The organism is Candidatus Eisenbacteria bacterium (assembly GCA_016867715.1).
GTDB lineage: Bacteria > Orphanbacterota > Orphanbacteria > Orphanbacterales > Orphanbacteraceae > VGIW01.
In genome coordinates this window covers 1-20,057 of record VGIW01000019.1, presented here as the reverse complement: position 1 = coordinate 20,057, position 20,057 = coordinate 1, and the positions used below count along the sequence as shown (strand labels likewise).

The window sequence follows — 20,057 nt, the reverse complement described above, 5'->3', positions numbered from 1 at the left end:
CGTTTATCTCTCATGCATTCGGTTCTTCCGGTACCAGCGCACGAGCCTCTCGATCGCCTCCTTTACGCTGACCGAGGCGCCGAACTCGAGCTCCCTCGCGGCCGCGGCGCAGTCCGCCCACGTGTCGCGCACGTCCCCCTTCTGCCAGTCCGCGCTCCGGCGCGCCACGGCACGCCCGGCGCTCTCCTCCACGAGACGGATCGCTTCGTTCAGCGTGATCCGGGCGCCGCCGCCGATGTTGAAGACGCCGGATTCCGTCTCCCGTTCGCCGGCGCGGATCGTGGCTCGCGCCGCATCCTCGACGAACGTGAAGTCGCGGGTCTGCTCGCCCGTGCCGAAGATCGGGAACGGTTCCCCGCCGAACGCCGCCTCCACGAGCCGATAGGGGGCCATGTCCGGGCGCTGGCGCGGCCCGATCACCGTAAAGTAGCGTAGCGCGACGAAAGGGACGCCGTGATTCCGCCGGTAGAGGTGCCCGAGGTTCTCGGCGGCGAGCTTAGTGACCCCGTAGGGGGAATGGGGCCTCTTGGGCGCGTCCTCGCGCACCGGGAGGCGGTCGGTCTCTCCGTAGACGGACGACGACGACGCGAAGACGAACCGGCGGATCGGTTGTTCGCGGGCCGCCTCGAGGAGTCTCTGCGTCGCAAGGATGTTGGCGTTCACATAGCGCTCGAAATCGCGCCCCCAACTCGCCCGGACCCCCGCCTGCGCGGCCAGATGGAAGACGACGTCGATCCCTTCGAGAAGACGATTGAGGTCGATCGCGTTCAGATCCTCACGGACGAGACGAAAGCCGGCCGCCGATCGCGCCTCCCTCAGGTTCTCCTCCTTCATTCGCGGGTCGTAGGCATCGGTGAACGCGTCGACACCGACCACCTCGGCGCCTGACGCGAGAAGCATCTCCACGACGTGCGACCCGACGAACCCCGCCGCGCCGGTGACGAGCGCTCTACCCTTCATCCGTTTCCTCCTCGCCGTCGGGTGGATCCCCGGCCGCGCCGCGGGCCAGCGCGTCCTCCACCTCGCGAAGCTGCGCGCGCGCGGCCGCGTCGTCCGGCCGGGCCACGATCCACGCGAGAAGGACCTCGCGCGCCCCTGTGAGGTCGCCCCGCTGGAGGCGCAGCCGGCAGAGCCTCAGGTACCCTTCCTGGTGCGCGGGGGAAACGCGGATCCCCTCGCGATACAGGCTGTCCGCCTCATCCTGCCTTCCCCGCTTGTCGCGTACGAACGCCAGCCCAAGATACGGGGAAAGCGAGTCGGGATAGTCCCCGATCTGGCGGACGAACAGGCTCTCCGCGTCCTCGTAGCGCTCCGCCTCCGCGTAGAGGGGCCCCATCAGCCCCTCGTAGACACGATAGCGCGGGACGATCCGCCGCGTCATCTCCATCGCCCGGATCGCCCGCTCGAACTCCCCGTCGTTTCGAAGCTGGATGGCGAGACGGCTGAAGGCCGCGGCATAGTTCGCCACGAGCTTTTCCTCGTTCGAGTCCTTCACCACCGAATCGTCGCGGACCCCATCCTTCGTGAGAACCCCCCGGTACCGGTAGCGCTCCCAGAGGTTCTCCTCCGTTCGTCTCGTGTCCACGTACTTGGTTTGCGGCTCGGGCACGATCCGGTAGACGAGCCCTTCGAGGCGGAGCACCCTCCGTTCGTCGAGCCCCATCAGCTCCGGGACCGTGACCGCGAAGTAGAGGGGTCTTTCCCAGGCGTTCGCCCGGATGATCTCGAAGACCGCCTGATCCTTGATGGCGACGATGCTCCCGTCCCGCGTGCGGAACGCGCGAAGATCCTCGATCTCGGCGTCCGAATACCCGATGGGGACCTTCGGTTCGAGATGTTTCAGCTGCCAAATGTACCAGGACGTGTTGAGGAGCGCCAGGTTCGCGACCCGCACATCCTTCCGCACTCCCTCGACCTCCTGGAGATACCAAAGAGGAAAGGTGTCGTTGTCCCCGTTCGTGAAGAGGACCGCGTTCTCCTCGAGGCAGGTGAGGATGTTCCAGGCGTAGTCGGCCGCGATGTAGTTCCCGCGGCGATCGTGGGCGTCGAATCGACTGGCGAAGAAGCCGAGCGGCGCGACGAGAAGAACCGCGGCAAGGATTCCGTGGAACATCCGGTCTCCTTCGCGGCCGAGCGAAAGAAGCGAGCGAAACCGCCCGAGGAGCGCCGCGCCGCCGAGCCCCATCCAGCCCCCCCACAGGAAGAAGGACGGCGTGAAGAAATAGTCTCGGTCTCGAACCTCGTGGTCCGTGAAGTTCATGTAGAAAACGAGAAACGCGCTCGTGAGAACGAAGAGGCCGCCGTAGAGGAGAAACGAGCGGCGCTCCCGCCGCGCGTGCCAGAAGGCGCCGACCGCCCCAAGCCCCGCGAGGAAGGGGCCGTACTGCTGAAGGAAGTACTCGCCGTACATGCGAAGCTGAAAGACCCACGCCGCCTGGCGCACGAAGGGGTTGTTCGGCTTGTACTGCTTGCGAAGGAGGAAATCGAGAAACGCCGTTCCCGTCTCCGGGTTCGCCTCGTCGATGACCGGGTTCAGCGTCGAGCGGATCGGAAGATAGAAATGCGCCGTGAGGCCGAGAAGCGTCACGAAGGCCGCGAGGGCGAGGAACCGCGCGTCGAGAAGCACGCGCCGATCGACTGCCAAGACGAAGAGGACGAAGGCGGGGAGCGCGAGGTACGTGCCGAGGTGAACGCCGATCGAAAGGGAGAGCAGGTAAGCGAGGAGGAGAAGGCCCCCCTTTCCCCGTTCTTCCGGCCGTCTTTCGGACCACCGGAGGAGCATCCACATGCCGAGGGCAATGAAGAAGAGGCTCGGCGCGTAGACCTCGGCTTCGGTCGCGTTGATCCAACAGGTCTTCCCGAACGCGGCGAAGAGCCCTCCCCCCGCCGCGCCGAATCGGAGCCGCCAGCGATCGGCGGAATCCGGCTCCCGCGGGAGAAGGCTCTTCCCGATGATGAGAAGCGCGAGATAAAGAAAAAGGATCGCGAGGGCACCTGGGATCGCCGAGAGCATGTTGACGCGAACCGCGACGGAAGACGCGGGCACGAGCGAGAAGAGGCGTCCCAGCAGGATGTAGAGCGGGGTCCCCGGGGGGTGGGGAACCGCGAGGATGGAGGAGGCGGCGATGAACTCGCCCGTGTCCCAAAAGGCAACGGTCGGGGCGAGCGTGATCGTGTAGACGGCGAGCACGAACACGAAGAGGAGAAGGCCGACGATCCGGTCCGCCCGGGCCCCCTCCGGCGCGCCCCCCGATTTCCGCTCTCCGAAGACGCTCTCCAAGGCGCGCTCTCCACGACAGAGGGGATTCCCCGGCGCTTCCCTTCGAAACGCCGAAGTTTAGACCGATTCGCCGTCCCCGCGCAACCCCGCGCCTCTCCCGCCGCGCGGGCCCTTCTGAAAAGTCCGCACGAGATAGAGAACGCCCCCCGCGAGGCTCACGGCGACCCCGACGAGGAACGCGAGGAACGAGATCGAGAAGGCCTGCTCCCGGTCGATCCCCGCCATCGCGAAGAAGAGGACGGTGAATCCTTCGCGCACGCCGATCCCGTTGATCGAGATCGGAAGGGCGATGAGGACGGCGATCATCGGGATGAAGAGGAAGAAGTAGACCGGAGGAACGTGGATGCCGAGGGAGAGGGCCGCCCAGTAGTGGACGAGAATGCGAAGCGCCTGCACCGGAATCGAGACAGCGAGCGCGTCGATGAGCGCCCGGCGCTTCTCCCGGTACTGGATCACCGCCGCGAGAATCGACTCCCCCTTCGTCCGCACCGACGCCGCCGGAAGAAGCCGCACGAGCTTGAGGAGGAGCGCTCCCACCCGCCGGCTGAGGAACATGAGGCAAAGGCCGACGAAGAAGAGAAAGAAGAGAGGGACGAGAAGAAGGACCGGACGCGGACCGAGCGCGGGAAGAACGGCCGCGCCGGCCGCGCACGACATGGCGGCGAGCGTGGCCAGGCCGATCGCGCGGTCCATCATCGTCGCCGCGACCGCTCCCCCGCCCCTACCGGTCGAGCGATAGACGTCGACGATCTTCACCACATCCCCCCCGATGTTCGCCGGGAGGAAGTTCGAGAAGAAAAGACCGACGAAATAAAGGTTTACGGCTCGAGAAAAGCCGATGCGTATCCCTTGCCCGCGGAGGAGGATGTGCCACTGGAGGCCGCCGAGGACGTTGCTGATCGCGAAAGCGACGAGTGCGACGACGAGGGGTCCCGCGAGGAAATTCTCCCGCGCGAGCGCGACGACCCGCTCCCACGTTCCTCCTCGAAGAAGAAGGTAGAGGAGAAGAAAGCTGAAGACCGCCTTCGCGAGAAAGAGGAGCGCCCGCCTCGCACCCGCCATCACTCGGCTCCTCCCCGGTTCAGCGCTCTCCACACCGCGCGGATTCCGTCTTTCCGGCGCGGGCAGAAGGCAAAGAGAACAACGGCGGCGGTGAGGAGCGTCGCCAGCGCGACGACTACGCCCGTGCGGAAGCTCGCCGAGCGATACTCCCAGACGACGGTCGAGCGCCCTTCCTCGAGCCGCACCGCGCGGAGGGCGCGGTTCGCGGCAAGAACGGGCCGCTCGTCGCCGTCCACGCGCGCGCGCCACGCCGGGTACGCGATCTCTCCGAGAACGAGGTAGCCGGGACCGTCGGCCGTCGCCTCCACCTCGATTCGATTCGGGCCCCACGCGGTCACCGTCGCAGAACCGCTCCCTCCGCCCGGCGCGTCCATCTCTTCCTCGAGAAGGACCGTCCGGCGCGGATCGAACGCCTCCGCTCCAAGCCGATCGAGAAGAGCGCGCGGGTTCTCGTGAACCTCCGCCTCGCCAACGAACCACGCTTTCGCAAGACAGTCCTCGTTCCGCGCGAGGCGCAGCGTGCGCGCGTCTCGATCGTAGGACGCGTAGATCCGGATGCCGAGAAGATCCAAGAAGCGTGCGAGGGAAACATGCCCGCCCACCTGGAGGTCTTCGTAACGCTGCAGCTTGAGCTGGTTGTACCCGTCGGCGCTCGGGATTCGGTTCACGCTCCCCATGTTTCTCGGAAGGACCATCCCCTCGTCCGCGCGGGTCTTCACGCGGTAGAGGCCTCCCTCGGATTCCGTTCGGAGGAGATCGAGCATCGCGGTCTCGCCCCGGTAGTACCGATCGGGATCGGTCTTCCCGTCGTTGAACCCGTAGCCGAGCGCGAAGAGCTCCGCCGCGAGAAGGAGAAGAAGCGCCCCTCTCGCCCGCCGCGACAGGGGACTTCTTCCAAACGCCCATCGAAGGACGAGGAGGGCTGCGGGAACGAAGAAGGCGAGGAAGAGCGCGTACGAGCGGAGCGCGGTCGACCCCGCATCGGAGGGAATCCTCGTTCCGATCGCGCCACCGTCCGGGCGCCCGGTGAGGTATCCGATCGTCCCCGCGGCGGCGAGGAAACCCGCGACGCCCGCGAGCGCCCACCGGCGCCCTCGGACGGGGACTTCTCCGAGAAGGCGCGCTCCCTGTCCCGCGAGAAAGGAAAGGGCGAGACCGGAGAGGAAGATCACCCGCCCGGGGCAGCGGAACCGGTCGTACACCGGGAGAAGCTTGAAGAACAAAGGATGAAGAGGACCGTATCGTCCGAGAGCGAGAAGAAGTCCGAAGAGGGCGAGGAGAACGAAGAAGACCGTGCTCCGATCGCGCGGGCGATAGATGATCGCGCACGCCGCGAGAAGAAGAACGACGCTCCCCGCGTAGGCGCACAGTTCCCAGTAGTCGTAGTAGCGCCCCGGTCCCCAGTAGCCGCTCCCGGCGCCGCCGAAGTAGCGCCCGTACACGTGAGGGACGAGAAGCGTCGCGAAGCTCGCGGGTCCGAAGCTGCACTCGCTCGCCTTCTCGTACGTGAGCTCGGTCCGAAGCGAGAGCCCGGCGAGCTCCGCGGAAGGGAGGAGCTGCACGGCGGCGAGGCCGAGGCCGACGAGGGCCGCGACCGCGAGAAACCCGAACGGAGCGAACCGGGCCGCGCCTCTTCCCGCGCGCGGAACGACCGTCTCGTGCGCGGCGAGGAGGAGGAGCGCGAGAAGAATGAAAAGCGAGAACTGGGGCGATCCCCCGAGGAACGAGATCCCGAGAACGACCCCCGCGAGGAGCGCGGCGGCGAGCGAGCGCCTTTCGATCGCGACGAGGAGAAGGAGGAGAAGAAGGGGAAGCCACACGACGACCGAGAGGACGTTCAGATGGATCATCCGCACGACGAAGAAGCCGGAGAGCGCCCAGCTCACCCCCGCGACGATCGAGGCATACGTGCACGAGGTTCGAAAGCGGACCAAGAGATACAGGAAGAACCCCCCGAGGAGAGCATGAAAGACGCTCAGCGCCTCCACCCAGACCGGCGCGAGCCGTCCGCTCGTCACGAAGAGGGCGAGAAGAACGTTTAATGGATAGAAGACCGACGCCTGAACGTCCGCGGCGAAAGGCATGCCGCCGAACTGGTACGGGTTCCAGAAGGGGAAGCGCCCGGCGCGGAGCTCCTCGGCGTGGAACGCCCGGTACGGGTAGTTCTGCTCGAGGAAGTCCTCCCAGAAGAAGGTCCGTTCTCCCGGGAACCCGACGAGGTTTCTCGAGTAGAACGCGAGAAGAAGACCGCCGATCACGAGAAGGGCGAGGAGCGCTCCCCGCCCCGCGCGGCTCGGCGCAGCGCCTACCGGCGGCCGAGGGCCGCCACGCTTTCGAGCCAATCCGTCATCTCCTCGGCGGAGCGCTCCCAGCGGAAGCGGGCCGCCCAATCGATCGCGGCGCGCGAGAGCCTCTCGCGGAGCGCATCGTCCCGAAGGATTCGGCGGAGCCGGTCCGCGAGCGCCGACGCGTCTCCGTAGGGGAAGAGAAGCCCGGTCACCCCGTCCCTCACCGCATCCCGAAGCCCCGGCGCGTCGCTCGCGACGACCGGGGTCCCGCACGCGTTCGCCTCGATCGTGGTGACGCCCCATCCCTCCTTCGGCGACGGCGTTACGACGACCTCCGCCTCGCGAAGGTGCCTCACCTTCGTCTCCGTGTCGACGAAGCCGGCGAACGTCACTCGTTTCTCGAGGCCGAGCCGGCGCGTCATCCGGATGAGGCGCGGCGTGTCGTCCCCCCGCCCCACAATCACAAGGTGCGCCTCGGGGATCTCCTCGCGGATGCGGGCGAGCGCGGCGAGAAGGTGATCGATCCCCTTGTATCTCTTCACACGCCCGAGGTAGGCGATCCGCCCCTTCACGCGCGAAACATTCGGATCGGGGAAGCACGTCTCGTGATCGACCGCGTTGTGGATCACGCGGATTCGGGAGCGTGGGACTCCCCCGGCCTCCAGCTCGGCGGCCGTCGATTCGCTCACCGCGCAGAAAGGAACGCTGCGATAGAGCCGGCGCACCAACCGTTCGCCGAGCGAGACATAGCTCGCGAAGAGGGGATTCGTCTCCTTCCAGATCGAGCTTCCGAAAAAGTGATGGAGGATCGCGCCCACCGGTTCCCTCGCGGCGAAGGGGAGAAAGAAGGGGAGCTTGTTCAGGTCCTCGACCACGACATCGTAACGGCCCATCGATCGCCGCCGTCGAACGAACGGGATCACGTGGAAGTTGAAGTCGAACTTCCCGCCGATCCGGAGCACGCGCATGCCGTCCGCGGTCTCCTCCGCGGCGCTCCCCGCGAACCGGTGGGCGAGAACCGTCACCTCGTGCCCGCGCGCGGCGATCCGCCCGAAGATCTCCTGGAGATGCACCTCGGCGCCGCCCGCCTCCGGGTTCTTCCAGTCGCGCCAGTTGACCACGAGAATGCGAAGGTTGCCGATGGCGATCCCGTCCCCGTTCCGGCGCACGACTCGGACCCGCCGGAAAATAGCACACGCGCCGAAAGGGGGTCAATCGGGCCGCGGGCGAGGCGTTTCCTTCTCGGGCGCCGGCGCGGCGAGCGAGCCGGGCGAAAGCGCGCGCACGATCCGGTCCAGGATCCCGTTCACGAACGCGCCGGAATCATCGGTCGAGTAGCGCGCAGCGATCTCGATCGCCTCGTCGATCACGACCGGCGCCGGCGTCTCGCCGAGCACGAGGTACTCCGCGAGCGCGACCCGCAGGATGTTCCGGTCGATATGCGCCATCCGTCGAACGTCCCAGTTGACCGCCGCCTCGCCGAGGATCCGATCGATCGCCTCGCGGTGAAGGAGGACCGCTTCGATGAGACGCATGCCGAAGAGGCGCACCGTCTCCGGCTTCTCGTACTCCTCGAGCCGATCCCTCACCTCCTCCCATCCCTCTCCCGTCACGTCGAGGCGATAGAGGATCTTGAGCGCCAGCTCGCGCCCGCGACGACGCTTCCCCACTATCCGAGACCTTCCCCCGCGAGGTTCGCCATCTCGATCGCGGCGAGCGCCGCGTCCCAGCCCCGGTTCCCTTCCTTCGCGCCGGCCCGCTCGATCGCCTGCTCGATCGACTCGGCCGTCACGATGCCGAAGATGACCGGCACGCCGGTCTCGAGCCCGACCCGCGCGATCCCCTTCGCGACCTCTCCCGCCACATAATCGAAATGGGGCGTCTCCCCGCGGATCACCGCGCCGAGGCAGATGACCGCGTCGAACTTCCCGGATTCCGCGAGGCGCTTCGCCTGAAACGGGATCTCGAACGAGCCGGGAACCCGAACCACCGTGACGGCGTCGCTCGCGGTTCCGTGCCGAAGAAAGCAATCGACGGCGCCGTCCACGAGTCGCCTTCCCACGAAATCGTTGAACCGGCTCACGACGACCCCGAACTTCTTCCCTGAGCCGTCCAGCCGGCCTTCCACCATGCGCGGCATTTTTCCCTCCTTGCCCTGGATGATGCACGCATTTCCTACTGCGGACGCGGATCCCGGCCGGGGAGGCCTTCCTTCCGTCGCCGCTTCCTAGAGCGTAGTGCCGAGACTACGTTTCCGGGAGCGGCTCGTCCAGGTCGGCCTCTCGGCACGCGCTCCGCGTCCTCGCGACGAAAACGCGTGCATCATCCAGGGCTCGCGCTCTTCGCCCCCGCCTCGCCGGCGGAGTCCAAGAGATGCCCCAGCTTCGTCTTTTTCGCTTGAAGATAGCGCCGGTTCAGATCGTTCGGCTCGATCTCGATCGGGAGCCTCTCCACCACCTCGAGCCCGTACGCCTGAAGGCCGACGATCTTCCGCGGGTTGTTCGTGAGAAGACGGATCTTGCGGACCCCGAGACGCCGGAGGATCTGCGCGCCGAAACCGTAGTTCCGGAGGTCCGGCGGGAACCCGAGCTTCTCGTTCGCCTCGACCGTGTCGAACCCTTTATCCTGCAAGTGATACGCGCGCACCTTCTCCTTGAGCCCGATCCCCCTCCCCTCCTGCCTCATGTAGAGGAAGACCCCGCGCCCTTCGCGCCCGATCCGGGCGAGCGCGGCCCGCATCTGCTCGCCGCAGTCGCAGCGGAGAGAACCGAAGACGTCCCCCGTCAGGCACTCCGAGTGGACGCGGACGAGGACCGGCTCGTCTCCGTCGACGTCGCCGAGCACAAGGGCCGGATGCGTCTGGAAGTTCACTTGATCTTCGAACAAATGCAGCTGAAAGGACCCGTTCGCCGTCGGAAGGATGGTGCTCTCGACCTCCTCGACGAGCGAATCCAGCCCCAGGCGGTACTCGATGAGGTCGGCGATCGTGACGAGCGGGAGACGGTGGCGGCGCGCCATCTCAGCGAGATCGGGGACGCGCGCCATCGTTCCGTCCGGGGCGAGGATCTCGCAGAGAATCCCCGCGGGCGAGAGGCCGGCGAGGCGCGGGAGATCGACCGCCGCCTCCGTGTGCCCGGCCCGTCGAAGAACGCCCCCGTCCGCCGCGGTGAGAGGAAAGATGTGCCCCGGCCTCGCGAGGTCCTCCGGACGGCTCGCGGGATCGACGAGAATCTCCACCGTCCGCGCCCGGTCGAACGCGGAGATTCCGGTCGTCGTTCCGTGGAGCGCGTCCACGGAGACCGAAAACCGCGTCCCGTGCTTGGCCGTGTTCCGGTTCACCATCGGTTCGAGATGGAGCTCCTCGCACCGCTTCTCCGTGAGGGGGACGCAGATGAGGCCGCGCGCCTCCTTCGAGAAGAAGTTGATCGCCTCAGGCGTCACCTTCTCCGCCGCCATGATGAGATCCCCCTCGTTCTCCCGGGCCTCGTCGTCGACGACGATCACCATCCCGCCGCGCCGGATCGTCTCGACCGCCTCGGGGATCGAGGCGAAGATCCCCTCGTCCTTCCGTTCACGCATCGCCGTTCTCCCACAAACGTTTCCGGGCGCGGCTCTCGGGCCGCGCCATCCGTTCAACGTACTTGCCGATCACGTCCGCTTCCACATGCACCGGATCCCCCCGGCGCTTCCGTCCGAACACGGTCCTTTCGAGGGTGAAGGGGACGAGGGCGACCTCGAGAAGACCGTTCTTTGCCGCGGCGATCGTGAGGCTCGCTCCGTCGAGGGCGACCGAACCTTTCGACACGAAGTATCTCGCGAGGCCGTCCGGGTGGCGGATCGTCATCCGCTTCCCTTCTCCCTCGTCGCGGAGCGAGACGATCGTTCCGACGCCGTCGACGTGTCCCTGCACGATGTGGCCTCCAAGACGGTCTCCCGCGCGGAGAGCGCGCTCGAGATTGACCGGGGCCCCCTCGCGGAGCCTTCCGAGATAGGTGCGCTCGACCGTCTCCCGCACGACGTCCGCCCGAAAGAAGCCGGGACCCTTCTCGTGCACCGTGAGGCAGACGCCGCTCACCGCGACCGATTCGCCGATCGCGAGGCCTTCGCCGAACGAGGCCTCGATCTCCAGGCGGAGGGCGCCGCCCCGCCGCGCCGTGCGGCGGATGCGTCCCACCTCCTCGATGAGGCCGGTGAACATCACTCACTCCTCACGAGGCGAATCTCGAGATCCTCCCCCGCGCGCCTCGTCTCCTCGATCGAGAAGCGGAGAGCGCGCTCGAGCGGAATCGAACCGAGGCTTTCGAAGAGACCCTTGCCTCGTCCGATCGCCTTGGGCGCGAGGAAGAGATGCAGGCGATCGACGAGCCCCTCGCGGAGAAAGCCGCCCGCGACCGTGCTCCCCCCCTCGACCAGCACTCGGTTCACCCCCTCCGCCGCGAGCGCCCGAAGGACGCGGAGGAGAGAAACGCGACCCGAGGCGAGCGCCGGGAGGGTCCGAACGACCGCGCCGCGCGTTTCCAGCGCCCGCCTCTTCGCCGCCGGCGCGCCCCTCGCCGCGAAGATCCGGACGCGCGAGGGATCGCCCGCTGCGAGAACACGCGCTCCGACGCGGAGCCGGAGATCGCCGTCCAGCACCACGCGGAGCGGCTCGCGCGTTCTCTTTCCGAGCCGCGCGGTGAGAAGAGGATCGTCGGCGCGCACGGTGCCCGCGCCGACGAGGACCGCGTCCGTTCCCCAGCGGAGCTCGTGGACGCGCAGGCGGGCCTCCTCGCCCGTGATCCACCGCGACCGCCCGCGCGCGTCCGCCGTCTTCCCGTCGAGCGTCGCCGCCATCTTGAGGTCGACCCAAGGCCGTCTCAGGGCGACGCGAAGAAGATACGCTTCGTTGAGCCGTGAAGCTTCCGCCGCTCCGTCGCCGACCGCGACCGGAATCCCCGCCCTCCGAAGAATGCGAACGCCGCGGCCGTTCACCTGCGGCGCCGGATCGAGGATCGCGGCTTGGACGCGCGCGATCCCCGCCGCGCGAATCCTCTCTGTGCACGGGCCGGTCCGCCCCTGGTGGCAGCACGGCTCGAGCGTCACGTAGAGATCCGCCCCGCGCGCGCGCGGACCGGCCTCCTCGAGGGCGAAGACTTCCGCGTGCGGGCCTCCCGCGCGCCGGTGATAGCCGCGCCCCACGATCCGCCCGCTCCGGACCACGACCGCGCCGACCATCGGGTTCGGGGAGGTCGTCCCGCGCCCCTTTCGCGCGAGCCGAAGCGCTTCGTTCATCCAGGGGCTCGTCGCCGATCCTCCGGTAGTACCGAAGCTTCTCGTGCGCGCATTTCCACCCATACAAAACGCCCCGCGGGCGGTCTCCCACGGGGCACGACACGACGCGCGCGCCGACGCGCGGCGCACGCCGTCCTTCTCCCATCCCGACTCTCACGGTCGGCCCCGGATTTTCACCGGATCGGCGGAGAGAGAATCTCCGTTCGCGGGCTGTCACCGCCGGTGGGGACTTGCACCCCGCCCCGAAGGACTCGCCTTTTCTTTCGGTTCGATTCTACACACCCCGCGCATCCTCCGCAAGGGGATTCCGCCCGCTCGAAAGCACCCGAGACGCTCGCTGTACGTAGTTTTTGGGGAACAAGTTACGGGTCCCCATTACATCCCATTCTTCGCGCCGGATCACCGCCCGATCCTCTCGATACTCGCGAAGCGGACGAGGATCTTCTTCGAGAACCCCGGCGCGAACCGAATCGTGAGCTTCGTGTCGGCCCCGCATCCTTGGACGCCCGTGACCCGCCCCTCCCCCCAGACGGCGTGCCGGATCCGGTCGCCGGCCCGGAACGGAACCGCCTCCTGCGACTCGTTCTCGTACTCGGGAAAGACCTCTTCGCTCGTGTCGCGATCGCTGCGATTCGTCCGGGCGCGCGCGCTTCCTTTGCCGGCGAGCCGGTGCCCGTCGATCATGTGGGACGGGATCTCCTCGAGGAAGCGCGAGGAGGAACACGGAGCGATCTCCCCGAATCGAAGGCGGCTCGACGCGTGCGTGAGCGTGACCCGGTCCTTCGCGCGCGTGAGGCCGACATAGAATAGCCTCCGCTCCTCCTCCACGTGCTCGTCCCGCTCGGTCGAGAGGAGATGCGGAAGGAGCCCTTCCTCGACCCCCGCAATGTAGACGCGGCGAAACTCGAGACCCTTTGAGTTATGAAGCGTCATGAGGGTGACCGCGTCCCGGCTCTCCTCCCACGAGTCGAGATCGGTGAGGAGCGAGACCTCGCCAAGAAAGTCGGCGAGCGTCCCCTCGGGATTCCGCGCCTCGTAGTCGGCGATCGCCGAGATGAACTCGCGCACGTTCTCCGCGCGCGCTTCCCCACGAAGCTCGTCCTTCTCCTCGTGCATCGCGTCGAGACCGAGTTCCTCGACGATCTCCCGCGCCGCGACGTGGGGCGCCGCCTCCTCGCTTCTCCTCCGGAAACGGGCGAGCCGCCGCGCGAACTCCTCGAGAAGATCCGCCCCGCGCTTCGCGAGCCCGTCGATCGCGCCGGCGCGCTCGCACGCATCGAGAAGGGGAAGCCCGTGAGCCGCCGCGAACGCCTTCAATCGTTCGCGCGTTCTCTCGCCGATGCCGCGAGGCGGGACGTTCAGCACCCGTTCGAAAGAGAGGTCGTCCCTCCGGTTCACGAGGAGGCGGAGGTAGGCGAGAACGTCCTTCACTTCCTTCCGCTCGTAGAAACGCGTTCCGCCCACGATCGTGTACGGAATGGCGAGGGCGCGAAACGCGTCCTCGATCGCGCGCGACTGCGCGTTCGTCCGGTAGAAGACCGCGAAGTCGCCGGGCCGGCCGAGTCCCGCGCGGAGGCGCGCCCCCACATCCTCCGCGATGAAAAGCCCCTCCTCCCGCTCGCTCCGGAGGCGGAAGAGCCCGACCGGCTCTCCCCCCTTCCTTTCGGTCCAAAGCTTCTTTCCGCGCCGCCCGCGGTTGTTCCGGATGACCGCGTGCGCCGCCTCCAAGATCGCCGAGGTCGACCGATAGTTCCTCTCGAGGCGGATCACGCGCGCCCCGGGGAAGCTCTCCTCGAACCGAAGGATGTTCCCGACATCCGCCCCCCTCCATCCGTAGATCGATTGATCGTCGTCCCCGACCGCGCAGACGTTCCCGTGAACCGAGGAGAGAAGCCGGATCATCTCGTTCTGGATCCGATTCGTGTCCTGGAACTCGTCGACGAGCACGTGCTCGAAGCGGGAGGCGTGAAGGCGGAGCACGTCCTCTCTTTCGAGGAAGAGCCGGACCGGCCACGCGAGGAGATCATCGAAGTCCAAAGCATTCAGGCGCCTGAGGGCCGACTCGTAGAAAGGGAAGAGGAAATCCCCGTCCGACGCGCGCCTGCCCCTCCGGTTCTCCCCTTCTTCCCGAGGGAAGCACCCCTTTCGCCTTCGGATCGTCGCGAGGGCGCTCTCCACGCGCTCGGCGCTCGGATCGAGTCCCTGCTCCCGGCAGACCGCTTTCACGAGCCGCCTTTGATCCTCCGCGTCCAGGATCGCGAAGTCGGAACGAATGCCGAGCGCCTCGCCGCTTCGCCGGAGAATCCGAACCCCGATCGAGTGGAACGTCCCGACCCAAAGACGATAGGGGAGCGGGCCGATGAGCTTCTCGATCCGCTCGCGCATCTCCCCCGCCGCTTTGTTCGTGAACGTCACCGCGAGGATGCGTCCCGGCGGGACTCCGCCGGCGCCGGCGAGGCGAGCGAAGCGATGCGTAAGGACACGGGTCTTTCCGCTCCCCGCCCCCGCGAGAACGAGAAGGGGCCCTCCCTCGTGGCGCACCGCCTCGAGCTGCTCGGGGTTCAGGTCCTTCTCGAGGGCGTCCTTGCTCATTCGTCCGTTTCGCTTAGTAAGGGACGCGCACCTTGAGGTCGAGGTTCAAGAAGCGGTTTCCGTTGCGAAGCGTTCCCACCTCGCCCTCGACGAGGAGCGAGCGGCGGACCCGATACTCGACGCGGACCTCGCGATCCGGAATCGCGAGATACTCACGCGTCGGGCTTCTCTCTTTCTCGGGACGATAGAACCCCGTATCGATCTTCTGCGAGAAGCCGACGTAGAGGTCGCTCGATACGTAGTTCCCGTAGCGAAGCTCCGGAAGCTCCTCGCTCGTCCCGATCTCGATCGTTCCGATGTCGCCGAGCCCGCGCGTCATCTCTCGGCTCACGCGGCCGGCGAGCGTCCGGGCCCACGAGGAGAGGACGTCGCCCGAGCGGACCTCCTCCTCCGGGCGCGCGCGGAGGGCGAGCATGGCGAGAATCTCCCCTTCCGTGTAGCCGGATTCGGACGTCGGCTCCACGCGGAGATCCTCCGCCGTGCCGTACGCCCGGATGCGGATCTTCTCTCCCATCACCTCCGTTCGGGCGGTGATGTCGATCGTCGCCTCGCGAAGGTCGTCCGGGTTGGCGAGGCTGATCTCTCCCGTCTCGATACGGAACTCGTTCGGATAGATGTAGTAGCTCCCCCGCAAGATCTCGAACCGTCCGAGCGCGCCGAGGCCCTGATCGGAGCGCCGCACCGCGGCCTCTCCCTCGAGCTCGATATCCACGAGGTTGTTTCGTATCCAAAGGTTTCGAGGCACGTGCAGGACCACGTCGCAGGTCCATTCCGGGTCGTCCGTCGCATCGAGGATCGACGGGGCCCCCTCGGCCTCCGAGCCGAACTCGGTCCCGATGAGCGCTCCCCGAACGGAGATCTCCCCCGAGACGTGGGGAACGGGCCTCTTGAGGATCGCGGGATCGGGAACGAGAAGAAGATCCCCGTCGAACGTCATCTCCACCTCGTCGGCCAGAACGACGTCGTACTCGCTCGCGTGGAATCGGACCTCGTAGGCCGCCGGCAGGAACCCGACCAGATCGATCGTCCCCCATGCGTTCAAGCGCCCCCGATCCCCCGACCGGGCCTCGAAGGACGTGATCGTGAGGAAACCCTCGTCGAGAAGGCAGCGGGCGTTCACGCGGTCGAGCGAGAGGGACATCCCCGCAGGAAAGATGAGCCCGTCGCGGATCTCGAACACGCCGTCCAGCTTCGGGTTCGCGCGCGTACCCGAGAACCTCCCATCGAGCGAGAACTCGCCGATCGCCTCGTCCCCGCGTCCCGCGAGAAGCGCGAGCGATCGAAGGTCCCCGCGGGGAACGCGAAGCTCGATCTCAATCGGCTCGCTCTCCGGAAACACGACCGACGCCGGATGGAACGAGACCCGCAGCGGGATGCGCCCTCGCGCCCGGTTCGCCTCGCCTCGATTCGAGTCGAACCGGAGCGAGAAGGAAAGACCGTCCTCATCGAGTCGCGCCGAGTCGGCGAAGACCGCGCCGAGCGGGTACCCGCGGAAGGACATCCCCTCGGCCGAGAGAACCGCATCGATCGTTGGGCGTCGGATCGCGCCCTCGATCCGGATTTCCGCGTCGAGGTTTCCTTCCAGGTCATCAAGTCCCTCCGATAGAAAACGGAGATCGCGCATCGGAAGCCCGCCCGCCCGAAACGCGAGCGAAAGGCTCTCCTCGCCGCCGCCCAGCCCGCGAATCACCCCCTCGGCGCGGAGGGTCGATTCCCCGCCCAACCCTCGCGCGAGAGCCGAGTCGATGAAGACATCCGCCCCGAGGAGCCGCGCCGCCCCCTCGACCTCGACGAACGGGAAATCGGGAGTTCCGGGTGGACGCGAACGGAAGCGGAGCGAAGCCTCGCGCGCGTTGTCCGACTTCGAGTAGGCCGCTTCGAGGTCGAGCGATGCGAGAAGCTCCGCCGGCACGGGAAGAAAGCCGGCGAGGCGGCCGCACGCCGCGTGTTCCACCCGGAGCTCCGCGTCGATCGCCCCCTTCTCGTCCCTCGTCGCGCGCGCGGAGACGAAGCCCCCGCCGAACGCGAAGCGAACCGGCTCAAGAACGATCGATCCTCTCTCTCTTCGCACGGCGAGGCGTTCCGGCTCGACGAGGACCGTGTCCTCATGAAGCAGGGCCGTCTCCTCCAGAAGGAGAAGCTCGGATGTTCCTTCGCGCGCCAAAAGACCCGAGGTGCGGATCTCCCACGTTCCCCGTGAGGCGATCATCTCCTCGAGGCGGAGCGTCGCCTCTTCGATTCGGACCGTCGCCGTCGTCGAGTCGAAGGCTCGATCCCCCACGGATCCCTCGCGCACGATCGCCGCGAACCGTCCCTCGAGCTTCCCGCTTTGGTTCGACACCCACCCGTCCAAGACGAGATCGCGGAAGCCGAGCGGGCCGACCGCTCCGTCCGCAACCTCGAGAGAGCCCTCTGCGCGGATCCTCGCCGCGCTCCCCCCCACTCGAACGGAGGCGCGCGCCGAGCCGGCGAGAGAATCGAGCCCCGACCACGCGCGGAACTCGCCGAGCGAGGGGATCGACGCATCGACCCGCCCCTCGAGCGCGCCGTCGAAGCCGGCGAACCCGCCGAAGCGGATCTCCGCCGCGGTCATCCGGACGACGCTCTCGTCGATCGAGACCCCCCCCTTCACGACGTTCCCCGCGACGCTCGCTTCCCTCACGCGCGCGCCCGCGGCGAGGGATTCTCCAAGACGAAGCGCGATCCGGCCCTTGAGGCTCCCGAGATCCTGCCCGCTCCCGGTCCAGAGCAAGGATCCGTTGAGATCCGACGGGGGGCGTTCCGCAAGCGCGTCCACGAAACGGGCCGGATCGATGTGCGTGAAGGAGAGCGCGATCCGGCTTTCCCCGCCGTTCGCGAGGTCGAGGAACCCTTCCCCCTCGATCGCGGCGCCGTTCGTCTCCGCGCGCAAGCTCGCGAGCTCGATGCGTCGTTCTTGAAGCCTTCCCCTCGCGCGCAGGTTCTCGATGGGGAGGCCGCGCAGCGCTCCCGATGCCTGCAGCTCGAACGCGAGCGCGCCCGGCGTTCCATCGAACCGAAGGCTCCCTTCCCAGCGGCTCTCCTCGACCTCGTCGGCCGCCCCCAGCGAACGGAGAAGCTCCCCCGCGTCGAGCGGCGAGAAAGCGACCTCGCCTTCCCCGCGAACGGGAGAAAGGAGCGCGAAGTCACCCGCGAGGCGGACGAGACTTCCCGCGGCTTCGATCGCGATCCGAAGCGAGCAGGCCTCAGCGGGCCCGAGGACCGCCGTCCCCTCCGCGCGAAGCGGGATCGGTCGCCGCGAGGGGAGGGCGATCGCCGCGCGGAGAGAATCGATCGCGAGATGCGCGCTCCCTCCCTCCGGGCGAAGGGACCCCTCGAGCGCAAGGCCGTCCGCCGTGAAGGCACGGTCCTCGATCTCCCCGCCCTCGATGACGACGCGTTCGGCGCCGACGGGGAGCGCAGGAAACCGAGTTCCCGCCCGCTCGCCCTCGCCTTCGCCGCGGACGATGCGGACGCGCGGCCGCTCGACGCGGAGCTCCCGCAGCATCCGCGGCGCGCGGACGAGCTCCCACGGGGAGTAGCGCGCCTCGACGCGGGCGAGGCGGATTTCGGTTCCTCCCTCCGTCCGCACCGTGACGTTCTCGAGGACGATCCCGCTCACGATGGGACCCCCGAGCCGCCCGATCCGCACGTCGGCGCCGAGCGCCCCCGAGACCTTGCGCTCGAGGGTCCCATGCGCCGTCTCGGCGATGTACGAGCGGCGAAGCGTCCCGACGACGGCGAGCCCTCCGATCAGAAGGACCGCGACGATTGCCGTATGAAGAATCTTTCGACCTTGCGCCATCTCAGAACGCCTGCCCGATGCTGAAGTGTAGGACCGAATCCGATTCGCGCTTCCCCGTTTCGGTGATGCGCGGCTTCACCTTGCGCCCGTAGTCCATCCGAAGCGGCCCGACCGGCGTGTAGAGACGGATGCCCGCGCCGACGCCGTAGCGGAAATCGTCGACGGCGACCTCCGACTCGGCCGCGCGAACGCGCCAGTCGTTCCCGCGGATTCTGCCCAGATCCTCCCAGGCGTTTCCTCCGTCCGCGAAAAGAACGCATCCCAGGCGCCAGAAGAGCCGGAGCCGGAGCTCGACGCTGGACAGAAGCAGATGGTTCCCCGGACCGATCGTGTCCTCTCGGTAGCCCCGGATCGTGTTCGCGCCGCCGGAACGGAAGCGCTTGTAGTCGGGGAGCGCGCCGTCCCCGGCGAGAGAGCGGATCGACCCGGCCTGCAGGCGTCCCGCGAGAACGACCCTCTCGCCGAGCTTCCGATAGGCGGTTCCGCCAAACACCCCCTTGACGAGCTCATTGTCCCCGCCGAGCACGCTCCCGGCGAGCTCGACGTTCGCGTGAGCGCGCGTTCCGCGCGACGGGTCGAGAAGGTGATCGCGTCCGTCCCGCTCCAACACGATCCCGAGGCTTCGGGTCACGTCCGGCTCGAGGAGCTCCGGGTCGACCGGTTCGGTCGGATCCGCCGCCTCGGCGTACTCGAAGGAGTAGACCACCGATCCCTTCGCGATCCGGCTGAACTCCCTCGAAAGGGAGAAGCTCGCGGTCGTCTCGTTCAATCGATAGCGCGCGACCACGCGGTCCGCCGTCCCCTCCTCCCGGATCGTGAAGTTCTCGATGTTCAAACGCTCGTGGGACACTTTCCAGAGGCCGACGGTCCGCGTGCGAAACATCCACGGTTCGATCAAGCTGACCTCGTGTTTTTGCTCGATCGGCCGGTCCGAGTAGAGGTCGGAGAAGACCACCTCGAAGGCGAGACGCTTGCCGCTGCGAAGCCAGTTCCGGTTGCTCCAGTCGAGCGACGCTCGGAAGCGATCCTCCGTTCCGAAGCCGCCTCCAAACCCGAACGAGCGGACGTTCTTCTCTCGCACTTCGACCCGGATCGGGACCGTGTTCTCCTCGGTGAGCGGCTCGCGGAAGATCGCGACGTTCGCATAGAACCCGGTCCGGAAGATCCGGTCGCGGCTGTCGAGGAGGCTCCCCCGCCGAAACCAATCCCCCTCCCGAAAGACCAGCTCTCGGCGCACGAAGTGCTCCCGCGTCGTTTCGGTTCCGGCGACGGTGATCGCACCGACCCAAACGCGGGGTCCCGGATCGACGCGGAAGAGAAGGCGCGCTCGCGCTCCCTCGATCGTCTCCTCCTCCTCGACGCTCGCCTCTGCATAGCCGCGTTCGGCGAGAAGCGTCTGGATACGGGCGCGGTCTCGGCTGAGAAGCTCCCGGTTGTACGCCTTTCCCTCGGCGAGAGAGAGGCGCGCGAGGATCTCCTCCGCCGGAATGTCGGGAAGCCCTTCGAGTCGAATCGAATCGAGGATCGTCCGAGCTCCTTCGTCGAGCACGACGCGGATGTCGACGGTGCGGCGGTCGCCGCTCCAGGTCACCTGCTTCTCCGCGACCCGCGCCTCGAGGTGGCCCAGGTTTCCGTAGCGGTGGATGACCTGCTCCAAGTCCTTCTCGAGCCAGCGCGGCCGGTACCGCCCGGAGCGGAACCAGCTTCCCCCGCTGTGCACCATCAGCCCGCGGATCTCTTT

At 67.5% G+C, this 20,057-nt stretch carries 13 protein-coding genes and 1 riboswitch; all 13 genes read right to left on the bottom strand.

What is annotated here, in order from left to right:
* Positions 1 to 3 precede the first annotated feature (3 nt).
* The 13 genes from FJY73_05505 to FJY73_05445 all read right to left on the bottom strand — a co-directional run bounded on the left by FJY73_05505 (position 4) and on the right by FJY73_05445 (position 20,039).
* Positions 4 to 960 carry an NAD-dependent epimerase/dehydratase family protein gene (locus FJY73_05505; protein MBM3320116.1) on the bottom strand — a complete coding sequence of 319 codons (957 nt, stop codon included), beginning with the start codon at positions 958 to 960 and terminating at the stop codon, positions 4 to 6.
* Positions 950 to 3,280 (bottom strand): DUF2723 domain-containing protein, encoded by a 2,331-nt coding sequence (locus FJY73_05500; GenBank protein MBM3320115.1) that lies wholly within the window; start codon positions 3,278 to 3,280, stop codon positions 950 to 952. The genes FJY73_05505 and FJY73_05500 overlap by 11 nt, the downstream gene beginning before the upstream one ends.
* Positions 3,281 to 3,337: 57 nt before the next feature.
* Positions 3,338 to 4,342, bottom strand: coding sequence for a flippase-like domain-containing protein (locus tag FJY73_05495; GenBank protein MBM3320114.1), 1,005 nt, complete (start codon positions 4,340 to 4,342; stop codon positions 3,338 to 3,340).
* Positions 4,342 to 6,684 (bottom strand): hypothetical protein, encoded by a 2,343-nt coding sequence (locus tag FJY73_05490; GenBank protein ID MBM3320113.1) that lies wholly within the window; start codon positions 6,682 to 6,684, stop codon positions 4,342 to 4,344. Before FJY73_05490 ends, FJY73_05495 begins: the two co-directional genes overlap by 1 nt.
* The gene (locus FJY73_05485; protein ID MBM3320112.1) at positions 6,648 to 7,799 is read right to left on the bottom strand and encodes a glycosyltransferase family 4 protein; all 1,152 of its coding nucleotides are present in this window, start codon (positions 7,797 to 7,799) and stop codon (positions 6,648 to 6,650) included. Before FJY73_05485 ends, FJY73_05490 begins: the two co-directional genes overlap by 37 nt.
* 42 nt (positions 7,800 to 7,841) lie before the next feature.
* The gene (gene nusB, locus FJY73_05480) at positions 7,842 to 8,300 is read right to left on the bottom strand and encodes a transcription antitermination factor NusB (protein ID MBM3320111.1); all 459 of its coding nucleotides are present in this window, start codon (positions 8,298 to 8,300) and stop codon (positions 7,842 to 7,844) included.
* Complete coding sequence (locus tag FJY73_05475) at positions 8,300 to 8,770, bottom strand: 6,7-dimethyl-8-ribityllumazine synthase (protein MBM3320110.1); 471 nt, start codon at positions 8,768 to 8,770, stop codon at positions 8,300 to 8,302. The genes nusB and FJY73_05475 overlap by 1 nt, the downstream gene beginning before the upstream one ends.
* Before the next feature lie 182 nt (positions 8,771 to 8,952).
* On the bottom strand, positions 8,953 to 10,185 hold the full coding sequence (locus FJY73_05470) for a bifunctional 3,4-dihydroxy-2-butanone-4-phosphate synthase/GTP cyclohydrolase II (GenBank protein MBM3320109.1): 1,233 nt from the start codon (positions 10,183 to 10,185) through the stop codon (positions 8,953 to 8,955).
* Positions 10,186 to 10,201: 16 nt separating this feature from the next.
* Positions 10,202 to 10,828: a riboflavin synthase gene (locus tag FJY73_05465; protein ID MBM3320108.1), complete on the bottom strand. Its 627-nt coding sequence runs from the start codon at positions 10,826 to 10,828 to the stop codon at positions 10,202 to 10,204.
* Positions 10,828 to 11,964, bottom strand: a complete 1,137-nt coding sequence (gene ribD, locus FJY73_05460; protein MBM3320107.1) for a bifunctional diaminohydroxyphosphoribosylaminopyrimidine deaminase/5-amino-6-(5-phosphoribosylamino)uracil reductase RibD — start codon at positions 11,962 to 11,964, stop codon at positions 10,828 to 10,830. Before ribD ends, FJY73_05465 begins: the two co-directional genes overlap by 1 nt.
* Positions 11,965 to 12,030: 66 nt before the next feature.
* Positions 12,031 to 12,155: riboswitch (FMN riboswitch) on the bottom strand.
* Between the two features lie 145 nt (positions 12,156 to 12,300).
* Complete coding sequence (locus FJY73_05455; protein MBM3320106.1) at positions 12,301 to 14,493, bottom strand: UvrD-helicase domain-containing protein; 2,193 nt, start codon at positions 14,491 to 14,493, stop codon at positions 12,301 to 12,303.
* Between the two features lie 13 nt (positions 14,494 to 14,506).
* On the bottom strand, positions 14,507 to 18,316 hold the full coding sequence (locus tag FJY73_05450; GenBank protein ID MBM3320105.1) for a translocation/assembly module TamB domain-containing protein: 3,810 nt from the start codon (positions 18,314 to 18,316) through the stop codon (positions 14,507 to 14,509).
* 1 nt (position 18,317) lies between these two features.
* Positions 18,318 to 20,039 (bottom strand): BamA/TamA family outer membrane protein, encoded by a 1,722-nt coding sequence (locus FJY73_05445; GenBank protein ID MBM3320104.1) that lies wholly within the window; start codon positions 20,037 to 20,039, stop codon positions 18,318 to 18,320.
* Positions 20,040 to 20,057 lie beyond the last annotated feature (18 nt).

Bases quoted from the DNA above. Each gene is read 5' to 3' on its own strand.
- FJY73_05505 (MBM3320116.1), bottom strand. From the start codon at position 960: ATGAAGGGTAGAGCGCTCGTCACCGGCGCGGCGGGGTTCGTCGGGTCG.
- FJY73_05495 (MBM3320114.1), bottom strand. From the start codon at position 4,342: ATGGCGGGTGCGAGGCGGGCGCTCCTCTTTCTCGCGAAGGCGGTCTTC.
- FJY73_05475 (MBM3320110.1), bottom strand. From the start codon at position 8,770: ATGCCGCGCATGGTGGAAGGCCGGCTGGACGGCTCAGGGAAGAAGTTC.
- FJY73_05465 (MBM3320108.1), bottom strand. From the start codon at position 10,828: ATGTTCACCGGCCTCATCGAGGAGGTGGGACGCATCCGCCGCACGGCG.
- ribD (MBM3320107.1), bottom strand. From the start codon at position 11,964: ATGGGTGGAAATGCGCGCACGAGAAGCTTCGGTACTACCGGAGGATCG.
- FJY73_05455 (MBM3320106.1), bottom strand. From the start codon at position 14,493: ATGAGCAAGGACGCCCTCGAGAAGGACCTGAACCCCGAGCAGCTCGAG.
- FJY73_05450 (MBM3320105.1), bottom strand. From the start codon at position 18,316: ATGGCGCAAGGTCGAAAGATTCTTCATACGGCAATCGTCGCGGTCCTT.
- FJY73_05445 (MBM3320104.1), bottom strand. From the start codon at position 20,039: ATGGTGCACAGCGGGGGAAGCTGGTTCCGCTCCGGGCGGTACCGGCCG.